General features: G+C 72.3%; 15 protein-coding genes. 8 read left to right on the top strand and 7 right to left on the bottom strand.

The window, feature by feature from the left end; genetic code table 11:
• Position 1 precedes the first annotated feature (1 nt).
• Both AW273_RS02860 and AW273_RS02855 read right to left on the bottom strand, forming a co-directional pair.
• The gene (locus AW273_RS02860) at positions 2 to 802 is read right to left on the bottom strand and encodes a purine-nucleoside phosphorylase (protein ID WP_083949455.1); all 801 of its coding nucleotides are present in this window, start codon (positions 800 to 802) and stop codon (positions 2 to 4) included.
• 17 nt (positions 803 to 819) lie between these two features.
• Complete coding sequence (locus AW273_RS02855; RefSeq protein ID WP_083949454.1) at positions 820 to 1,272, bottom strand: gamma-glutamylcyclotransferase family protein; 453 nt, start codon at positions 1,270 to 1,272, stop codon at positions 820 to 822.
• A 96-nt stretch (positions 1,273 to 1,368) separates the two neighbouring features.
• Between AW273_RS02855 and AW273_RS02850 the strand changes: the two genes are divergently transcribed.
• The gene (locus AW273_RS02850) at positions 1,369 to 2,760 is read left to right on the top strand and encodes an NAD(P)H-quinone dehydrogenase (protein ID WP_062344847.1); all 1,392 of its coding nucleotides are present in this window, start codon (positions 1,369 to 1,371) and stop codon (positions 2,758 to 2,760) included.
• A 93-nt stretch (positions 2,761 to 2,853) separates the two neighbouring features.
• Positions 2,854 to 3,288 carry a MerR family transcriptional regulator gene (locus tag AW273_RS02845; RefSeq protein ID WP_062344845.1) on the top strand — a complete coding sequence of 145 codons (435 nt, stop codon included), beginning with the start codon at positions 2,854 to 2,856 and terminating at the stop codon, positions 3,286 to 3,288.
• Here AW273_RS02845 and AW273_RS02840 read toward each other — a convergent pair.
• The 4 genes from AW273_RS02840 to AW273_RS02825 all read right to left on the bottom strand — a co-directional run bounded on the left by AW273_RS02840 (position 3,278) and on the right by AW273_RS02825 (position 8,972).
• The gene (locus tag AW273_RS02840; protein ID WP_083949453.1) at positions 3,278 to 4,321 is read right to left on the bottom strand and encodes an NAD-dependent epimerase/dehydratase family protein; all 1,044 of its coding nucleotides are present in this window, start codon (positions 4,319 to 4,321) and stop codon (positions 3,278 to 3,280) included. The genes AW273_RS02845 and AW273_RS02840 overlap by 11 nt on opposite strands.
• Before the next feature lie 74 nt (positions 4,322 to 4,395).
• Positions 4,396 to 5,592: a pentapeptide repeat-containing protein gene (locus tag AW273_RS02835; protein WP_062344843.1), complete on the bottom strand. Its 1,197-nt coding sequence runs from the start codon at positions 5,590 to 5,592 to the stop codon at positions 4,396 to 4,398.
• 144 nt (positions 5,593 to 5,736) lie between these two features.
• Positions 5,737 to 7,104 (bottom strand): hypothetical protein, encoded by a 1,368-nt coding sequence (locus AW273_RS36915; RefSeq protein ID WP_062344841.1) that lies wholly within the window; start codon positions 7,102 to 7,104, stop codon positions 5,737 to 5,739.
• A 122-nt stretch (positions 7,105 to 7,226) separates the two neighbouring features.
• Positions 7,227 to 8,972 carry an acetyl/propionyl/methylcrotonyl-CoA carboxylase subunit alpha gene (locus AW273_RS02825; protein ID WP_062344838.1) on the bottom strand — a complete coding sequence of 582 codons (1,746 nt, stop codon included), beginning with the start codon at positions 8,970 to 8,972 and terminating at the stop codon, positions 7,227 to 7,229.
• A 204-nt stretch (positions 8,973 to 9,176) separates the two neighbouring features.
• Here AW273_RS02825 and AW273_RS02820 point away from each other — a divergent pair, with 204 nt between their 5' ends.
• On the top strand, positions 9,177 to 9,449 hold the full coding sequence (locus tag AW273_RS02820; RefSeq protein WP_030451352.1) for a WXG100 family type VII secretion target: 273 nt from the start codon (positions 9,177 to 9,179) through the stop codon (positions 9,447 to 9,449).
• Between the two features lie 46 nt (positions 9,450 to 9,495).
• On the opposite strand, the gene AW273_RS02815 is transcribed toward AW273_RS02820, so the two are convergent.
• A complete protein-coding gene (locus AW273_RS02815; protein WP_062344836.1) occupies positions 9,496 to 14,022 on the bottom strand; it encodes a type VII secretion EssC family protein in 4,527 nt (1,508 codons plus the stop codon).
• Positions 14,023 to 14,571: 549 nt separating this feature from the next.
• Here AW273_RS02815 and AW273_RS02810 point away from each other — a divergent pair.
• The 5 genes from AW273_RS02810 to AW273_RS02790 all read left to right on the top strand — a co-directional run bounded on the left by AW273_RS02810 (position 14,572) and on the right by AW273_RS02790 (position 19,490).
• Complete coding sequence (locus AW273_RS02810) at positions 14,572 to 15,273, top strand: hypothetical protein (RefSeq protein ID WP_062344833.1); 702 nt, start codon at positions 14,572 to 14,574, stop codon at positions 15,271 to 15,273.
• A 3-nt stretch (positions 15,274 to 15,276) separates the two neighbouring features.
• Positions 15,277 to 16,017 (top strand): MinD/ParA family ATP-binding protein, encoded by a 741-nt coding sequence (locus AW273_RS02805; protein WP_062344831.1) that lies wholly within the window; start codon positions 15,277 to 15,279, stop codon positions 16,015 to 16,017.
• A complete protein-coding gene (locus AW273_RS02800) occupies positions 16,014 to 17,321 on the top strand; it encodes a TadA family conjugal transfer-associated ATPase (RefSeq protein ID WP_062344829.1) in 1,308 nt (435 codons plus the stop codon). The genes AW273_RS02805 and AW273_RS02800 overlap by 4 nt, the downstream gene beginning before the upstream one ends.
• A complete protein-coding gene (locus AW273_RS02795) occupies positions 17,318 to 18,199 on the top strand; it encodes a type II secretion system F family protein (RefSeq protein ID WP_062344826.1) in 882 nt (293 codons plus the stop codon). The genes AW273_RS02800 and AW273_RS02795 overlap by 4 nt, the downstream gene beginning before the upstream one ends.
• A 352-nt stretch (positions 18,200 to 18,551) precedes the next feature.
• Positions 18,552 to 19,490 (top strand): type II secretion system F family protein, encoded by a 939-nt coding sequence (locus tag AW273_RS02790; protein WP_062344824.1) that lies wholly within the window; start codon positions 18,552 to 18,554, stop codon positions 19,488 to 19,490.

The raw sequence follows: 19,490 nt of genomic DNA, 5'->3' as shown, positions 1-19,490 counted from the left end.
CTCAGAGCCTGCCGACGACCTGGCTCAGCAGGCCGCCCATCCGCTGCGCGGTCGCCCGGCCGACCTCCAGGACCTCTTCGTGGTTGAGCGGCTCGCCGACGAGCCCGGCGCCCGGGTTGGTGACCAGCGACAGGCCCAGCACCTCGGCGCCGCACTGCCGGGCCGCGACGGCCTCCAGCACAGTAGACATGCCGATCAGATCCCCACCGAGGGTGCGGAGCATGCGGATCTCGGCCGGAGTCTCATAAGTCGGGCCGCGGAAGGCGACGTACACCCCCTCGGCCAGCGACGGGTCGGCCTCCTTCGCCAGCGCGCGCAGCCGCTTCGAGTAGACCTCGGTGAGGTCGAGGAAGGTCGCGCCGGTCAGCGGGTTGGCGCCGGTCATGTTGATGTGGTCGCTGATCAGGACCGGGTCGCCCACGTTCTGGGTCTCGGGCCGCAGCCCTCCGGCGGCGTTGGTCAGCACGACCACCCGCGCCCCCGCCGCGCAGGCGGTCCGGATCCCGTGGACGACCGGCTCGACGCCCAGCCCTTCGTAGAGGTGAGTGCGGCCGAGGAAGATCAGGACATGCTGCCCGTTCTGCGCCTTGACGGCCCGGATCCGCCCCGCGTGGCCCTCGACGGCCGGGGGCGCGAAACCGGGCAGGTCGGTCGAGGGGAACTCGGCGAACGGCTCGCCGATCGCGTCGGCCGCCGGCACCCAGCCGGAGCCCATGACGAGAGCCACGTCGAACGCGTCGACTCCCGTTTTCGCGCGCAGCGCGGACGCCGCGTCGGCGGCCAGGGAAAATGCGTTACTCACGCTCCTGAGCGTACAAGTCAGTCACCGAGGGACTTACAGGGACGGGCACGCAGTTCGTGGACGTAGTCATCGGGTGCCCCCGCCTTCTCGGCGGCGTCGGCGATGATGCCGAGATAGCGTGCCGACGGAAGCCCGCCCTCGTAGGAGTCGACCACGTAGAACCAGGCCAGCACGTCGCCGTCGAGCGTGGCCACCCGCAGCCGGATCTTCGTGTAGAGGCCCAGGTCGAGGCCCGTCCAGCGGTCGAGCGACGGTTCGTCCCACTCGGGGACGTCGTAGAGGACGACGAACACCTGCGAGCCCTCGTCTTCGACCACGGTGGCCAGCGGGCCCTCCCAGCCGACGTCCTCCCCGCCGAAGGTCAGCCGCCAGCCGGTCAGCCAGCCTGTTCCCCTCATCGGCGAGTGGGGCGCCCGCTCGGCCATCTGCTTCGGGTCCATGTTGCTGCCATAGGCGGCGTATACAGGCACCGCATCAGCCTAAACCAAGATCGCCCGCAGGACCGGCCGTGGCGGTTCCACGTAGTCGTGCCGTTACACCTCTTCGGGTGCGGGAGAATGGGACATGTGACAAGGATCGTGATCATCGGCGGCGGCCCCGGCGGATACGAGGCGGCCCTGGTCGCCGCCCAACTCGGGGCCCGGGTCACCGTGGTCGAGGAAGAGGGGCCGGGCGGCGCGTGCGTGCTGACCGACTGCGTCCCGTCCAAGACCATGATCGCGACCTCCGTCCGCAAACAGGCCCTCGTCGACGGCACCTCCCTGGGCGTTCACTTCACCGGCGGCCCCGACGGCGACGTCGGCGGCGCGGTGGCCGACATGCCGGTCGTGAACCGGCGTGTCAAGGAACTCGCCCGCGCCCAGTCGGCCGACATCGCGGCCCGCCTGGCCGCCGAGAACGTCGAGGTCGTCCGGGGCCGCGGCCGCCTGATCGAGCCGGGCACCGTCCGGGCCGGCGACCGCACCATCCGCGCCGACGTGGTCATCGTCGCCACCGGCGCGACCCCGCGAGTCCTCCCCGGAGCCGAGCCCGACGGGGAGCGCATCCTCACCTGGCGGCAGATGTACGACATCGACGAGCTGCCCGAGAAGCTGATCGTCGTCGGGTCGGGGGTGACCGGCGCCGAGTTCGCCGGCGCCTACATGTCCCTGGGCTCCGAGGTGACCCTGGTCTCCTCCCGCGACCGCATGATGCCCAACGAAGACGCCGACGCGGCCGAGGTCCTCGAAGAGGTCTACCGGCGGCGCGGCATGAACGTGATGGGCCGCTCGCGCGCCTCCTCGGTCAAGCGCACCGCCGACGGGGTGGTGGTGACCCTGGAAGACGGCCGCACCGCCGAGGGCACCCACTGCCTGATGACGGTCGGCATGGTGCCCAACACCTCCGGCATCGGCCTGGAGGAGAACGGCGTCCGGCTCGACCGCAACGGCTTCATCGAGGTCGACAAGGTCTCCCGCACCTCCGCCCCCGGCGTCTACGCCGCCGGCGACTGCACCGGCGTCCTCATGCTCGCGTCGGTGGCCGCCATGCAGGGGCGCATCGCGGTGTGGCACGCTTTGGGCGAGGCCGTCCAGCCGATCCGGCTCGCGACGGTGGCCTCCAACATCTTCACCGACCCCGAGATCGCGGCGGTGGGGGTGACCCAGAAGCAGGTCGAGAACAAGGAAGTCGACGCCAAGGTCGTGAAGCTGCCGCTGGCGACCAACGCGCGGGCGAAGATGCAGGGCTTCCACGACGGGTTCATCAAGATGTTCTGCCGGCCCAACACCGGCATCATCCTCGGCGCGGTCGTCGTGGCCCCGCGTGCTTCGGAGCTGATCCTGGCGCTGTCGGTGGCGGTGCAGCACCGCTTGACGGTCGACCAGCTCGCCCACACGTTCGCGGTCTACCCGTCGTTGTCGGGGTCGATCACCGAGGCGGCCCGCCGCCTGATGTCGCCGTTGACGGCGGGAATCTAGCCGGGCGACCGAGCCGCCGGCGACCCATCCGCGACGTGACGGAGCGGCAGGCGGCGGCCGGGTCGGGCCGGTGTCGCGTCCTATTCTGGGGCCGTGACCGGCTCACTCACCATCCAGCAAGTCTCACGGCACTCCGGATTCAGCGAACCGACCCTGCGCTACTACGAGAAGATCGGCCTTCTCGGCACCGTGGGCCGCGACTCCGTGAGCGGGCACCGGCGGTACGGCGAGGCCACCGTCGCCCGGGTCGAGACGCTGGCCTGTCTCCGTTCCTCCGGCATGACCGTCGAGGGCATGCGCCGCTACGTCGAACTGCTTGAGGCCGGTGACGACTCGGCCGACGAGCTGTACACGCTCTTCGCCGACCAGGCCGAGCGGCTCGCCGGCGAGATCGATCGGCTCCGGGTCCGCCAGGAATACCTGGCGCTCAAGGCGCGCATGTGGCGGGCCCGTGCCGACGGCGACTCCGCCACCGAGAAGGAGGTCGTGGCGCGCGTGACGGAGATTCTCCAGGGGTTCAGGGCTTGACGACGCCCAGCGCGATCAGGCTGTCGGCGGTGTCGGTGATCGTCTCCGTCAGGTCGCGCGGCCGCCATCCGAGCACCTTCCGGGCCTTCTCGTTGCTGATCGTCGGGATCTGTCCGCCCAGCGTCGCCGCCTCGCGCAGGGCCGGGTCGGTCCGCGCGCCCTCGCGGGTCTGCTCGTCGGTCAGTTCGACGCCGGGCATGCGGTCGGCCAGGGCCGGCAGGTGCCTCGCCAGGATCCGGCCCATCTCGTAGAAGCTGGTCGCCGGGCCCCCGACGCCGATGAACCGCTCTCCAGCGGCATCCGGGCAGGTCATGGCCCGCAGGTGCAGTTCGACGACGTCGCGGACGTCCACGACGCCGAAGTACATCCGAGGCGCCACCGGCATGACGCCCTCCAGGAACGCCTTGACCAGCCCGGTCGACGCCGACAGCCGCCGGTCCAGGAGCGGGCCGAAGATGCCGGTCGGATTGACGACGGTGAGCTCCGGGCCGCCGTGTTCACGGGCGTAGTCCCAGGCCGCCCGCTCGGCGACGGTCTTCGACCTGATGTAGGCGGGGATGTCGTCGGCGGGGTCGGTCCAGTCCGACTCGTCGTAGTGTCCGCCGGGTTTGGCCGTGTAGCCGACGGCCGCGTACGACGACGTCAGCACCACCCGCCGCACTCCGGCGGCACGTGCCGCGGCGAGCACTCTCAAGGCGCCGTCGCGGGCCGGCACGATCAGTTCGTCGTCGCTGCTCGGCGGGGTGAACGGGAAGGGGGAGGCGTGGTGCCACACGTATCGCGCGTCCGCCACCGCTTCGTCCCAGTTGTCGTCCGAGGTCAGCTCGGCGTGGACGAAGGTCACCCGGTCGCCGGGGTCCACGCCCGCCCGGCGGAGCCGGGCGAGGACGTCCGGCTCCTGGCCGGGGTGCCGGACCGCGACGCGGACGCGGTATCCCTCCCGGACGAGCCGGGCCACCGAATGGCCGCCCACGTGGCCGGTCCCTCCGGTGACGAGGACGGTGGTGTTCTCCAGAGGCATGTCGTCGGTCATGTCCGGAAGTGTTCCGGCCTTCAAGCGCTTGAAGTCAAACCGGTCCGGGCGCGACCCGCCGGCGGGCGACCCCTCTAGCGGGGCAGCACCGCGCGCACCCGCTGGAGCGCCTGCCTCCCGTGGTGGACCGCCGCCGCGGCCGCGTGGAGTTCCTCCGGCGTCCGGGCCAGATAGAGGGCCTGCTTGGCCGCCTCGTAGGCGTCCAAGGCCGCTCGCCAGTCGTGGCTGGGGCCGCTCACCGCCTTGACCTTCATGTCGAAGTCGAGCGTGTCGATCTCCTCGCCGAAGCGGGTCACGTCTTCTTCGGCGACGCGGCGGGCCATCGTGAAGCCGGCCTCGTCGCGGCGGGTGCGCTGGTGGCTGACGCCCCAGACGATCAGGGTCAGGCTCAGGCCCAGGGCGCCGGCCAGGATGATCAGCAGGGCGGGCGACATGCCCAGGATCCGGGGCGGCAACTGGCGGCTGGTCGGCGCGGAGGTCGGTTCGTCGCCGCCGGTGGGCTGCTCCGCCGGCAGCGTCGGGAACGAGAAGCCGGTGGGCAGGTCGGCCGGGTTGCCCCGGGCGCCGTCGAGGTTCAGGTCGTCGGCCTGGATGAAGCTCGCCTTCTCGACCACCGCCCCGGTGAAGTCGGCGCCCTGGAGCTCGGCCTGGGTGAACTGGGCCTCGGTCAGGTCGGTCTCCTTGAAGACGGCGTGTTGCAACTGGCCCTGGCCGAACTCCGCCTCCTTCATCTTGGCCCGGGTGAAGTCGGCCGTCCGGCCCTTGACCTGGCCGAGCTCGGCCTCGTTCAGGTCGGCGCCGACGAGCTTGGCGTTGGTCAGCGTGACCTGGGTCAGGTTGGCCCTGGTCATGATTGCGTCGGTGAGGTCGGCGTGGGGGAACTCGGCCTGGCCGGCCTCGACGTCGATCAGGGTGGCGCCCCGCAGGTCGGCCTGCTTGGCACGGAGCTGCCCCAGGTCGGCGGAGGTCAGGTCGGCGCCGCGGAGGTCGGCGTACTCAAGGTGGGCCTGGGTGAAGTCGGCCTCCTTCATGGAGGCGTTGCGGAGGATCGCGCCCGTCAGGTCTTTCTGGGTGAAGTCGACCTCGTCGAGTTTGGCGCCGGTCAGGTCGGCGCAGCGGAGGTCGCTCGGGAGCTGGCGCCCGTTGGTGAAGTCGGCGCCGCGGAGCTTGACGCCGGAGCCCTTCTTACAGGGCGCCGCCGCGGCGTCGGCGGCGGTGGCCGGGACGAGGACCAGGGAGAGGGCAAAAGATAACGCGACGAGGGCACGCACGGGAAACAGCCTCCTGAGGGGATGCTCCGAGTTTCTCACGCGCCCTTTCGCCCCGCTTGCAGTCACCTTGAACGCGGTCCGCACATGGAAAGGCCCCGCGGAGCCTCGTCGAGGCCCGCGGGGCCCGTGCCCTCGTCGGGCGGGTTACCAGTCGCCGCCGAAGTCGCCGCCGCCGAAGTCGCCGCCGCCCCAGTCGCCGCCGCCACCGAAGTCGCCTCCGCCGCCGAAGTCGCCTCCGCCGTCGGCCGCCACGCCGTCGGCGTAGCCCGCGTCGTAGCCGTATCCGCCGTAGCCGAAGCCGCCGAAGGCGCTGCCGAGCATCGTGCCGACCAGCATGCCGGTCAGCAGGCCGTCGAAGCCGCCGTAGTAGCCGTTGGCGTAGGGCTGGTAGGCCGGGCCGGCCGCCCAGTAGGGCGCCCGCTGGCCGTTGGGCAGGACCACTTCGCGCATCTGGGGGTCGAAGCCGCGCTCGATCGCGTTGGCGTCCATGGCGCAGGCCGGGACGTCGCGGAGCGCGCCGCCGGGCGGGGCCCAGCGGACGTTGCGGACCGAGGGGCCGTGCTGGGGGTTGAAGAAGCACGGGGGGAGCCGCTCGGGCAGCGGCAGCTGGTTGACCTTGGCCTTCACGACGGCCAGGGCGTAGCGGCCGTCTTCCAGGGTGGCGGTGACGTCGCGCAGTTCATCGGCCCGCCTGACCTGGTTGAGCTGGACCTTCGCCTTCTCGTAGGAGTCGAGGGCGTGCTGCCAGTCGTGGTCGGTGCCGGCGGCCGGGAGCATCTTGGCGTCGAGGTCGAGCGAGGTGATCTCCTCGCCGAACTTGGTGACGTCTTCTTCGACCGTCTGCCTGACCGCCTTGAGCTCGGCGGCCTCCTTCTCCTCGCGCCGGCGCTTGTTCCGGCGGCCGATCAGCCAGATGCCGCCGCCGCCGACCACGGCGATGACGCCGAGGCCGATCCAGACGCCCGCGTTGCCGCTGATCGTGTCACCGGAACCCTGGGCTCCGCGGGGATTGCCAGAGAGCTGCATGTCGACCCGGTTCGTGAACTCCTTCATCACGGCCACCGGGTCGCCGACGTGGGCGTAGGCCGACTCATTGGCGATCTTGCCGGCCGCGTTCTGCGGGAACGCGCTGGTTCCGGCGAACAGGCTCGTGCCGTCGATGACCGCCACGGTCGCCGCGGAACGGCCCTCCTTGTCGAGCTGGGTGAGCAGGCCCGGGATGAACTGGGCGACGTTCGCACGGGTCACGGTGCCCTCGGGCAGCGCTACGGCGTAGATCGGGAACTTCGAGTCGTCGAGCGTCTGGGTGATCTCCGACTGCTGCGCGCTCGTCAGGGGGGATCCGCTCACCGTGAACAGCGGGCTCTGCTTCCACGCACCGACCACGGTCGCCGCGTCGGGAGGCGCGGCGGCGGCGCCCGCCGGGGGGCTCACCAGGAAAAGGGCGGACAAGCCGACGAACAGGGCCGCGACGGCGGCCCCGAGGCGGCCTAGTGGGTGGGATTTTGTCACGATTCGGCCCTCCTTCGCCCATGAGGACGAACGGCGTTGCGCGATGGTTCCTCTGCCACTCCACCGTATCCGCCCGCGGACGACGCCACGCGCGCGGATGAGCCCGCCGGACAGGGGATCCGCTACGCGTCCTTGATCTCGCAGATGACCGACCCGGCGGTGACCGTCTGACCCACCCCGGCCGCCAGGCCGGTGATCACGCCGGCCTTGTGGGCGGTGAGCGGCTGTTCCATCTTCATGGCCTCCAGGACCACGATCGTGTCGCCGGGGGCCACCGACTCGCCGTCTCCGGCCACGACCTTGACGATCGTGCCCTGCATGGGGCTGACCAGCGAGTCGCCGGACGCCGCCGCCTTCTTGGCCGCACCGCCGGAGCGCTTGGGAGCCTTCTGTACGTCTCTCGCCACCCTCCCGCCGGAGAAGCCCGACGGCAGGACCACCTCCAGCCGCTTGCCCCCGACCTCCACCGTGATCCGCTCGCGGCCGGCCGGTTCGGCCGTCTCCCGCACCCCCTCGTAGGGTGCGATGTCGTTCACGAACTCGGTCTCGATCCAGCGGGTGTGCACCGAGAACGGCTCGGAGACGAACGCCGGGTCGCACACGATCTTCCGGTGGAACGGGATGACCGTCGGCATCCCGTCGACCTCGAACTCCGCGAGCGCCCGGCGGGCCCGCTCCAGCGCCTGGGTACGCGTGGCTCCCGTCACGATCAGCTTCGCGACCAGCGAGTCGAACGACTGGGGGACCGTCATCCCGGCCTCGTAACCCGAGTCGAGCCGGACCCCCGGGCCCGAGGGGGTGCGCAGCGCGGTCAGCGTGCCGGGGGCGGGCAGGAAGCCGCGCCCGGCGTCCTCGGCGTTGACGCGGAACTCGAAGGAGTGCCCGCGCAGCTTCGGGTCGCCGTAGCCGAGGGTCTCCCCGTCGGCGATCCGGAACATCTCCCGCACCAGGTCGATGCCCGACACCTCCTCGGTCACCGGGTGCTCCACCTGGAGACGGGTGTTGACCTCAAGGAAGGAGATCGTGCCGTCCTGGCCGACGAGGAACTCGCACGTGCCGGCCCCCACGTAGCCGGCTTCGCGGAGGATGGCCTTCGAGCTGTCGTACAGGATGAGCATCTGCTCCCCCGTCAGGAACGGAGCCGGGGCCTCCTCGACGAGCTTCTGGTGGCGGCGCTGGAGCGAGCAGTCGCGGGTCGAGACGACGACCACGTTGCCGTGGGAGTCGGCCAGGCACTGGGTCTCGACGTGGCGGGGACGGTCGAGGTAGCGCTCGACGAAACACTCGCCCCGGCCGAACGCGGTGACGGCCTCGCGCACCGCGGACTCGTACAGATCGGGGATCTCCTCCATCGTGCGGGCCACCTTGAGCCCGCGCCCGCCGCCGCCGAAGGCCGCCTTGATCGCGATCGGCAGCCCGTTCTCGGCCGCGAACGCGACGACCTCCTCGACGCCGGAGACGGGGTCGGGGGTGCCCGCCACGAGCGGGGCGCCGACGCGCTGGGCGATGTGCCGGGCCTGCACCTTGTCGCCCAGCGCCATGATCGCCGAGGGGGGAGGGCCGATCCAGGTCAGCCCCGCGTCGATGACGGCCTGGGCGAAGCCCGCGTTCTCGGCGAGGAACCCGTAACCGGGGTGGACCGCGTCGGCCCCCGTCCGGCGGGCCACGGCCAGCAGCTTCTCGATGTCGAGGTAGGTCTCCGCCGGGCTCTGGCCGCCCAGCGCGTGCGCCTCGTCGGCGACGCGGACGTGCAGGGCGTCGAGGTCCTGGTCGGCGTACACGGCGACGCTGGCCAGACCCGCGTCCGCGCACGCGCGGGCGATCCGAACGGCGATCTCGCCCCGATTGGCGATCAGCACCTTCTGCACCGGGAGCTCCTATCCCTCGACCTGAGACTGGAGTGTATGGATCCTCGTCGGGTGACCAACCGCCGACCCGGGTTTGCGCCGGTTTTTCACCGTTGACCTCCCGAAAACAGCCCCCGCTTATAGCGACTGCGCATAACCAGTGCTCAGGGCCGGTCCGGCGTCTACCGTGAGGTCGCCATATCGGTGTCCGTGAAGGGAAAAAAGATGAGTCAGAGCTTGCTCGGCGGCGACCCGGCGGAGATGCAGACCATGGCCGCCCAGTTCACCCAGCAGGCCGACCAGGTCCGCGCGACGATGGCCACCCTCGACCGCGAGGCCGCCAAGGTCGGCTCGGTCTGGACCGGCCCCGGCGCCGAACGGTTCCGCGACGCCTGGCAGAACTACCGCGCGGCCTTCCAGCGCATGTCGGAGGAGCTCAACGAGGCGTCCCGGACGATCAACACCTACCGAGGCAACATCGAGTCCGCCACCCGCTGACCAGTGGGCGTGGTTCCCCCGCGCCGGGAACCACGCCTGCCACGCGTCAGGGGACGGCCGTCTGGATCGGGGTCGCCGTGCCCGAGACGATCAGCAGGCCCCGGCCGGCCGGGCCGCCGCCCGTCGCCCCTCGCGGGAGGCGGACGTTGAACAGGTCGCCGTCGGCGGGGCTCTGGACCGACAGGAGCAGGCCCGTGCGGGCCTTGCGGGCCTCGGCCACGAAACCCCGGTAGGCCGTGGCCAGGTCGCCCGTGGTGCCCGCGATCAGCAGGCCGTGGTCGCCGTCTCTCGCCGTGCGGAGGATCTCGTCGAGGGCCGTGCCGAGGGCCGAGTCGGGGGAGATGAGCTCGGCGTCGTCGACGATCACGACGTAGTTCTCCTGGCCTTCGAGGAGCTTCATCGGGTCGTGCGCCCCCGGCAGCCCGCCGAAGCCGCCGCCGGCCGCCGCCTGGTCGTCCTCCCGCACGCTCCGCGCGTTGCCGTCGAGCACGGCCAGCACACCCCGGAGCTCCCGCAGCGGGCTGCGGCGAGGCGCGATCACCAGCACCGGCACGTCGCGGTCGAGCAGCGACTGCGCCGCCGTCAGCAACGTCGAGGAGCGGCCCGACCGTGCCGGCCCGGCGATCACCGCCGCCGGGCCCTGGCCCAGCAGGTCGACGCCCATCGGGGCCAGCGCGTCGCCGCCCGCCCCCAGGAGGGCCCACAGGCGCGAGGGCGGTGCGAAGCCGCGTACGAGACCGAGCGCCTGGTCGGCGGTGATGCGGGCGGGCAGCGCGTCGACCCGCAGCGGCCGGTTGACCGTCGCGGGGGCCGCCGAGCGGGCGAGGGACTGGAGGGCCGCCACCTGGGCGGGGCCCGAGGGGTCGTCGGCCAGCAGGGCGATCTGGCTCTCCACGATGCCGTGTTCGCTCATCGACAACGCCCGGCCGTTGGGCATCGCCGACGGCACGTTCTTCGCCGGGAGCCCGGCCAGGCCGTAGTCGGCCGGGTCGGCCAGCCGCAGCACGAGCCGGTCGTCGAACACCGTCGAGATCTGGCCGATCAGGCCCGACCGGTCGGAGGTCACCACCGCCCGCAGGCCCACGGCGGGACCCTCGCGGAGGATCTGCATCACCCCGTCGACCAGCCGGCCGTAATCGTAGTTCTCGAAGGCCGCGACGAACCCCTCCCACCGGTCGATCATCAGCAGCAGCCACGGTTCCCGCAGGCCCGCCGCCCGCGCCTCGGCCAGCGACGCGAAACCGGCCTCGGCCAGGACCTGCTGCCGCCGCGCGATCTCGGCCCGCAGCCGGGCCAGCAGCCGTTCGACCCGGTCGAGCTGGTCGCGGGTGACGACCGCGCCGCAGTGGGGGAGGGCGACGAGCGGCAGCAGGGCGCCGGAGCCGCAGTCGATCGCGTGCAGGTGGACGTCGTCGGCGGTGACCTGGGTGGCCAGCGATCCGGCGATGGTCCGCAGGGCCGTCGAGCGGCCGCTGCGGGCGGTGCCGGCGATCAGCAGGTGGCCGGGGCCCAGCACCAGAGGGCGCCGTTTCTGCGCCCACGGCAGGTCGGTCACGCCGAACACGATCGTCTCGCCGCCGACCTCGGGCAGGGCGACCTGGTCGGTCAGCGGGGGCAACCAGGGGCTCGGCTGCTTGGGCACCCCGCGCGACACCTCGATCACCCGGTCGACCAGGCGGGCCAGGTCGGTCGTGCCGGTCAGCTCGGAGACGAGGGTGCTCGCCGGCGGACGCCCCAGGGCCTCCCAGGGCAGGTCGGTCACCCGTACCTGCCCGGGCGACCCGCCCCCGCCGGGCGCCCGCCCCCCGATGCGAGCGGCCTGGACGGCCACCGCCGGCCCCGCGCCCGACCGGACGTAACAACGCCCGGGGGTGGACTTGGGGATGTGGGCGGCCTCCGGCCCGTCGATGACGTCGGCCGACTCGCGGGCGTCGGTGACCCGAAGCGCGATCCGGAGCGACGTGTTGGCCTGGATGTCGGCGGTCACCACACCGGCGGGGCGCTGGGTGGCGAGGATCAGGTGGATGCCCAGCGACCGGCCCCGGCGGGCGATGTCGACGAGGCCCTCGACGAACTCGGGCAACTCGGCGACCAGGGCGGCGAACTCGTCGATGATCAGCACCAGGCGCGGCATCGGCTCCCGGACGCCCGTCGTCCGGACGGCGGCCCGGCCGAAGATGCCGGGGGCGGTGGCCTGCTGGACGCCGGTGGCGCCCATGATCCAGGTCGTGCCGCGGTCTTCGAGGTAGTCGTCGATGTCCTTGGCCCCGGCGTCGAGCAGCAGCCGCTCCCGGCGGCGGATCTCGGCGGCCAGCGACGCCAGCGCGCGCTGGGTGAGGTGGGCGTCGAGGTCGCTGACCATGCCGACCGTGTGGGGCAGCCGGACGCACTCCTTGAACGCCGCGCCGCCCTTGTAGTCGACCAGCACGAACGTCATCTCGTCGGGCCGGTTCACCGCCGCCAGCGAGCTGATCAGCGTCTGGAGGAGCTCGGACTTGCCCGCGCCGGTGGTTCCGGCGATCAGCGCGTGGGGGCCGTCACGGCGAAGGTCGACCGCGAACGGCCCGTCGGGGCCCACGCCCAGGATCGCCCGGGTCGACCGGCCCGGGTTGTCCGGTACGTCGATCAGGTCGAGCAGCCGCGCCGAGTCGGGCAGCGCGGCCGACGGGTCGTCGCGGCTCACGTCGCGCAGCGGCGCCAGCGAGCGGGCCAGCCGGTCGGCCCACGCGGGGGAGACCTGGTCGGGCCGGATCGCGCCGAGGGAGTCGAGGCCGCCGCCGCGCAGCCGGATCGTGCCGTCGTCCTCGCAGGCCACGACCGTCGCGCACTCTTCCGGCAGGAGCGACTGGGCGTCGTCGACCGCGATCGTGTAGACCCCGGCGGGCGGGCCCTGGCGCAGCACTTGCGGCATGCCGGGCAGCGCCCGCATCGCCTGGGCGCCGTCGAGCACGACCAGCACGTCGTAGGGCCGCTCGTCGTAGGTGCCGAACGACGGCTCGGCCTGTTTGGGGGCGCCGCGGCCCAGGTCGTTCCAGCTCGACGGGCCGCCCGTCAACCGGCCCGGCTTCAGCAGCGGGCCGCCCTCGTCGCCCTGGCGCTCGGTGATCAGGGCGGCCAGTTCGGCCACCCGCCGGGCGGCCGATTCGAGGTCGCCGCCGACCGACGCCAGGCTGCCGGTCGCGTGGGTGACGCAGTGGGGCAACCAGCGCACCCAGCCCCACTGCGACGCGCCGTCGGGGTTCGCCGACAACACGACGATGGCCAGGTCGCGGGGGCTGTGCAGGGTGGCCGCCTGGGCCACCAGCCAGCGCGCGACCGCCAGAGCGCCCGGCCGGGGGCCGGTCACCCCGGCCACGCCCAGGCGGCGCATCGCCAGCGCCACCGGGACGTCGCGGGCCGGCGGCACCAGCTCGGGGGAGGGCGGCTCGAAGGTGATCTCGGCGGGCAGGTCGGCCAGCCCCACCCGCAACCGCAGCGCGTCGGCGTCGTGGGTGCGCCGCTCCCAGAGCCGCCGCCTCGGGCCGGTCGCGGTCAGCAGCAGCTCGGCGGGGTCGGGCGCGGCCGCCCGCCGGGCCGCCTCGTCGGCCGCGCGGGCCTTCTCGACCGCCCGGTGGAAGGCCTCCATGGCCGCCTTGTGGTCTTTGACCGCCTGGCGGTGCTGCTTGCGGCCGTGCCGCCGGTCGCTCGCCCACTGGCCGATCATGATCATCGGCGTCATGAACGCGATCAGCAGGAAGTACCAGTTCTGGAACGCCCACGCCATGACCAGCCCGAACGCCGCGGGCAGGAACGCCGCCAGCAGTTGCAGCCGGGCCCCTTCGGCCCTCCGGGGCTCCTGCGGCACCTCGATCCTGGCCACCCGCTCGGGCGGCACCAGCCGGGGCGGCCGGTTGTAGGCCAGCCCGCCGTCGGGCAGCGCGTCGAGGTGGGCGTCGGGCGGCTCGACGCGGCCGACCGTGAAGACCGAATGGCCGATCGCGAGCACCGCGTCCTCGGGCCAGTCGACCGGCCCGGTCACCGGCTCTCCGGCCAGCCGCAGCGGCACCGTGCCGACCGGCTCGACCGTGATCGCGGCCGGCCCCAGCCGGACCACGGCGGCCTCGGGCGGGAGAAGAGGGTCGGCCACCGCCACGGCGCACGCCGGATCGCCGCCGATCACGTGTGCGCCAAGCCCCAGGCGGTGGACCGACCCGGCTCCCGGGCCACCGGCGACCCGCAACTCGGCCGTGCCACCCGGCTCCTCGACCACGGTGGCCGCCGCCCCGCGGGGGTCGAGCGCCACCCGGTCGCCGTCGCGCAGCAGACCGAACACGCGCGCGTCGGCGGGCAGCGGACGGCCGTCGAGCCAGAGCACGCCGTCGTGGCCCGTGTCGTGGCCCGCGCCGTGTGACGTGTCGTGACCCGCGTCCCTGTCGATGCCGTAGGGCGCCCGCGCACGCGGGAGCCGGACGACGTTGCCCAGGTTGCGGGTGTCGAGGGCGGTGGCCAGGCCGGTGGCCGTGGTCGACTCGTCGCCGTCGACGATCACGTCACGGTGACCGGCGCTGCCGACGACGGTGAGGGTGATCCGCATCGGCGGTACTCCAAGGGGATCGGTGGCGGGGTCACCGTACAGAGACGGCGCGTCACCACGGCGGTGTATGACCGAATCGGTTGGTGTGTGGACATGGCCGCATGCCTGTGGGTAACCCTGTGGACAACGTGTCCGCATTCCGGCAGGGTCCGCGTGGTCGCGCCGCTCTCAAGTGGGGCCTTTGCCGGGTTCTTCCGCGCCGGATCCACCGTGTTCACCTGGCGTTTCTGTGGAAAACCGGTGGGGTTGTCCACAGGTGTCCGGGATGCTCGGGCGATATATACCGAAATTCCATATCCGTTGCGGTTGTGCCCCGCTTCAGTGTTATACGAAAGAGGCTGGGGCAATTGTGGCGTTTGTGACCCGTGGGACTTCTCGCCCTGTCTACCTGGGAAAACGGGCGATGATGCCGTTCTCTTTGACGGCGTGACCTATAACCGATAAGCATGGCTCGCCATTTTTCGGAACCATCGGGTTCGGCGATGTCCATAATGGCGTGATATTTCGTCGCGAATCCTAAATTGCTTTTGATCTGGGAGTTCCCTGCCCATGAGGACCAGCGAGAAGCCCGTCCGGGACGTCCCCCGCCCCGTCAACGGCTCCCCCGTCGATCGGCCCACCCTTTCCGGACCGGCCTCGCGCAAGCTGCCGGTGCCACCACGGGAGCGCAAACCCGCGCTCGCGGCCGTCGCCGTGCTCCTCATCGTCGGCGGCGCCCTCACCAGCACCCTCCTCGTCATGCGCAGCGGCGACCGCGTCTCGGCCGTCGGCGTCGCCGAGCAGATCGGCGCCGGGCAGCAGATCCCGGTCGCCGCGCTGCGCGAGGTGCAGATCGCCGACACCGGGATCGCGTACGTCCCCTGGCGCCACCGCGACCAGGTCGCCAAGACCTTCGCCGCCGTCACCCTGCTGCCCGGCACGCTGCTGACCGAGACGATGGTCACCAGTGACAGCGAGGAGGTCGGGCCCAACCGGGCCAGGGTCGGGCTCTCGCTCAAGGCGGGGCAATATCCGTCGGGCCTGACCGCCGGCGACGTCGTGCAGGTCATCTACGTGCCGGGCAACGCGCGGGCGGGCGCCGTGCCGCAGAAGGTGCTGGTGCCCTCGGCGCGGGTGCACAGCGTCGGGTCGTCGGAGCGGGGCGCCTCCGGGCTGGTGACCGTGATCGTCGACGCCTCGTTGTCGCCGCAGGTCGCGGCGTTCGCCTCGACCGGGGAGATCGCCCTGGCGGTGCTCCCGGGGGCCAGGTAGCCGATGGCGCTGATCGTGCTCGCCGCCGACAAGGGCGCGCCCGGGGTCACCACCGCGGCGACCGCCCTGGGGGCCGTGTGGCCGCGTCCGGTGCTGCTGGCCGAGTGCGACCCGTCCGGGGGAGACCTCGCCTACCGGCTGCCGGCGGCCGACGGCGGGGTGCTCAATCCGGCGCGCGGGCTGCTCAGCCTCGGTGCGGTGGCCCGGCGGGGGCTCCACCCCGACCAGGTGTACGAACACACCCAGCGGCTCGTCGGCGGCCTCGACGTGCTGGCCGGGCTGACCAACGGCGAGCAGGCCGCCGGGCTGACCTGGCTCTGGGGCCCGCTGGGGCGCTCGTTCGCCGCGCTCGACCACGCCGACGTGCTGGCCGACTGCGGGCGATTGGGCGTACAGCCCGCCATGAACGAGCTGGTCGACGAGGCCGACCAGGTCATCCTGTTCACCAGGGCCAGCCTCGACCACGTCGCCCACCTGCGCGAGCGGCTGACCCTGCTGAAGCGGCGGGCGGGTGTGGTCGTGGTCGCCGATCCGCGCAACTACCGGCCCTCGCTCGACGAGGTGCGGCGCATCGTGTCGGGCCACGACGTCTCGTTCGTCGGCGGCATAGCCTACGACCCCAAGGGCGCCGAACTGCTGCGCGGCGAATGGGGCGGCCGGCTGGAGCGCAGCCCGCTCATCCGGACCGCCCGCGAACTCGCCGGACGGCTGGCCGGCCACCTCCAGAAGAAGGTGGCCCCGTGATCGACCACACGCTCGTCAAACGTTTCCGCCAGGAGGTCGGCGACCGGCTGGCCCACCAGCGGCGGCTCGACCAGGCCGGCGGCATCCCGCCGATGAGCGGCGAGGACGAACGCCAGTTCGCCCGCGCCCTGATCGCCCAGGTCCTCGAAGAGTTCGCGCGCGGCGAGATCGGCGTGGGCCGCACCCCGCCGACCGTCGACGAGGAGGAGGCCCTCGCGGCCGGGATCCACGCCGCCCTGTTCGGCGTGGGCCGCCTCCAGCCGCTCCTCGACGACCCCGAGGTCGAGAACATCGACATCAACGGCTGCGACCGGGTCTTCGTCAGCTACGCCGACGGTCAGGAGCTCAGCCACGAGCCGGTCGCCGAGTCCGACGAGGAGCTGATCGAGCTCATCCAGATCCTCGCGGCCTACTCGGGCCTGTCGTCCCGCCCCTTCGACACCGCCAACCCCCAGCTCGACCTGCGCCTCCCCGACGGGTCGCGGTTGTCGGCGGTCATGGACGTCGCCGTGCGGCCCGCGATCTCGATCCGGCGGGCGCGGCTGGGCAAGGTGTTCCTGACCGACCTGGTCGGCAACGGCACGCTGACGCCCGACCTGGCCCGGTTCCTCGCGGCGGCGGTGCAGGCGCGCAAGAACATCATGATCGCCGGATCGACCAACGCGGGGAAGACCACCCTGCTGCGCGCGATCGCCAACGAGATCCCCGTCCACGAGCGCCTGATCACCGTCGAGCGCGCACTCGAACTGGGCCTCGACCAGTTCCCCGAGCTCCACCCCAACGTGGTCGCCTTCGAGCAGCGGCTGCCCAACTCCGAGGGCCAGGGCGAGATCACCATGGCCGAGCTGGTGCGCCGCTCGCTGCGCATGAACCCGTCGCGGGTGATCGTCGGCGAGGTCCTGGGCGACGAGATCGTGACCATGCTCAACGCGATGACCCAGGGCAACGACGGCTCGTTGTCGACGATCCACGCGAACTCGTCGATGGAGGTCTTCAACCGCATCGCGACCTACGCCCTGCAGGCCGAGGAGCGGTTGCCGATCGAGGCGTCCCACATGCTCATCGCCGGGGCGATCGACTTCGTGGTGTTCATCGAGAAGCGCAACGACTACCACCGGGGCGGCGCGCTCAAGCGCTTCGTCTCCTCCGTCCGCGAGGTCGCGGGCTGCGACGGCCGGGTCCTGTCGTCGGAGATCTTCACCGCCTCGGAGGCCGGGGTGGCGGTGGCGCACGCCCCCATCGCCTGCATCGACGAACTCGTCCACCACGGCTACGTGCCGTCGGCGGGGGGCGGCTGGTCATGATCCCGTTCGATCCGCTCGTGATCCTGGCCGGCGCCGCCGCCGGCGGCGGCCTGTTCCTGCTCTTCCTCTCTCTGTACGGTCTGCGCCCCCGCCCGGCCTCACCCGACACCGGCGCCCAGCGGCTCCGGTTGTTCCAGTCGCTCACCACCCGGGGGGCCATCGCGGCCATCGCGGGCGGCCTGACGCTGGTGGTGACCGGCTGGCCGGTCGTGGCCGTCGGCGCGGTGCTCCTGGTGATCGCCTGGAAGGGTTTCACGGGCGGCGCGGCCGAGGAGCGGGCCGCGATGAAGCGCCTCGAAGGCCTCGCGGCCTGGGCCGAGTCGCTGCGCGACACCATCGCGGGCGCGGCCGGCCTCGAACAGGCCATCCCCGCCTCGATCCGGGCCGCCGCCCCCATGCTCCAGCCGCACCTGCGCGCCCTGGTCGACCGGCTGCGCGCCCGGATGCCCCTCGGCGACGCCCTCCGGATGTTCGCCGACGAGCTCGACGACCCGTCGGCCGACCTGGTGGTGGCGGCGCTGATCCTCAACTCCCGCCTCCGGGGTCCCGGCCTGCGCGACGTGCTCTCGGCCCTGGCCGTGTCGGCCCGCGAGGAACTCGACATGCGCCGCCGTGTGGAGGCCGAACGCCGGTCGACGAGGAGAAGCGTGCAGATCGTGGTCGGCACGGCCCTGGCCTTCGCGGCCTTCCTGGTCATCGCCAACCGCGACTACGTGGCCGAATACGACTCCCTGCTCGGGCAGGCCGTGCTCGTGGTCGTGGCGGCGCTGTTCGGGGCGGGGTTCGCGTGGATGCGCCGGCTGGCCCGCTTCGACAAACCCGGCCGGATCCTGGCCCCTTACCGACGCCCGGAGACGGCGGAGGCGGTGAGCTCATGAGCAACCGGACATCCACAGGGCCGATCGGCCCGCGACACGCCTCTCTCCGCCGCACGGCGCTATGCCTCGGGCGTGAACGGGCTGGCGAGTGGCTGGATTCGGGGGCCGAAGGCTGGTGCGATATGCCGAAATTTCGGGCGCGGAAGCGCCCGGTCCGCGACGCGCTCGGCTCCTCGGCCGTGGTTCTGGGTCTCGGTGCAACCGGTGGCTCCGCCGTGGCTTCCTCTTGCGGGGTGTCGAGGTCCTTCGCCGGTGCACTTACGGAAACGGGCGGTCTGAAGGCGGCTCTTGATGGTGGGTTCGGCGTGGCTCTGCGGCATCAGGGCCGCGCCGTCCCTCTGGGGGTGACCTCGTGATCGCGACCGCGTTCGCCGGAGGCGTGCTCGGGCTGGGGATCCTGCTGCTGCTCAGAGCGCTGTTCCCGCCGAGACCCGGGCTGGCGACCAGGCTGGCGGCGCTCGACGTCGCCCGGACCGGGGAGGACGCCCCGAAGACGCCCCTCGTCGCGCCCGACGAGGAGGTCAGCGCGTTCCGGCAGGCACTCGGGCAGCGGCTCGCCAAGTTCTACGCCGCCCGTGGGTGGGAGGCCCGGTCGATCCGGGCCGACCTCACCCTGCTGGGCAAGTCGTTCGAGGGGTTCCTCGCGACCAAGGTCCTGCTGGCCGTCTCCGGGCTGCTCGCCTTCCCGCTGCTCGTGGGATGGCTGGCGGTCATGGGGTGGGGGGTGTCGTTCCAGATTCCGCTCTGGTCGGCGCTGCTGGTCAGCGTGATCTTCTTCTTCCTGCCCGACGTGCAGATCGGCAAGGACGCGGCCGTCCGCCGCCGCGACTTCCGGCACGCCGTCGGCGCGTTCCTCGACCTGGTGGCCATGAACCTCGCCGGCGGGCGCGGGGTGCCGGAGGCGCTCATGATGGCCGTCTCCGTCGGCACCGGCCCGGGGGTGAACGCCCCGGGCTCCAACTGGGCGATGGAGCGCATCCGCGAGGCGCTCGCCAACGCCCGGATCGTCGGCATCACCCCCTGGCAGGCCCTCGGGCAACTCGGCGACGAGATCAACGTCGACGAGCTGCGGGACCTGTCGGCCGCGCTCGGGCTCGTCGCCGACGACGGGGCCAAGGTGCGGTCGTCGCTGACGGCCCGCGCGGCCACGCTCCGCAGGCGCGAGCTGGCCGAGATCGAGGGCAAGGCGGGCGAACGTTCGCAGTCGATGCTCGTGGCGCAGCTCCTGCTGTGCGCGGGCTTCGTGATCTTTCTCAGTTACCCGGCCGCGATGAAAATGTTGGGATCTTGA

The organism is Herbidospora yilanensis, from assembly GCF_001570565.1.
GTDB lineage: Bacteria > Actinomycetota > Actinomycetes > Streptosporangiales > Streptosporangiaceae > Herbidospora > Herbidospora yilanensis.
This window is presented reverse-complemented; position numbering and strand designations above follow the sequence as displayed.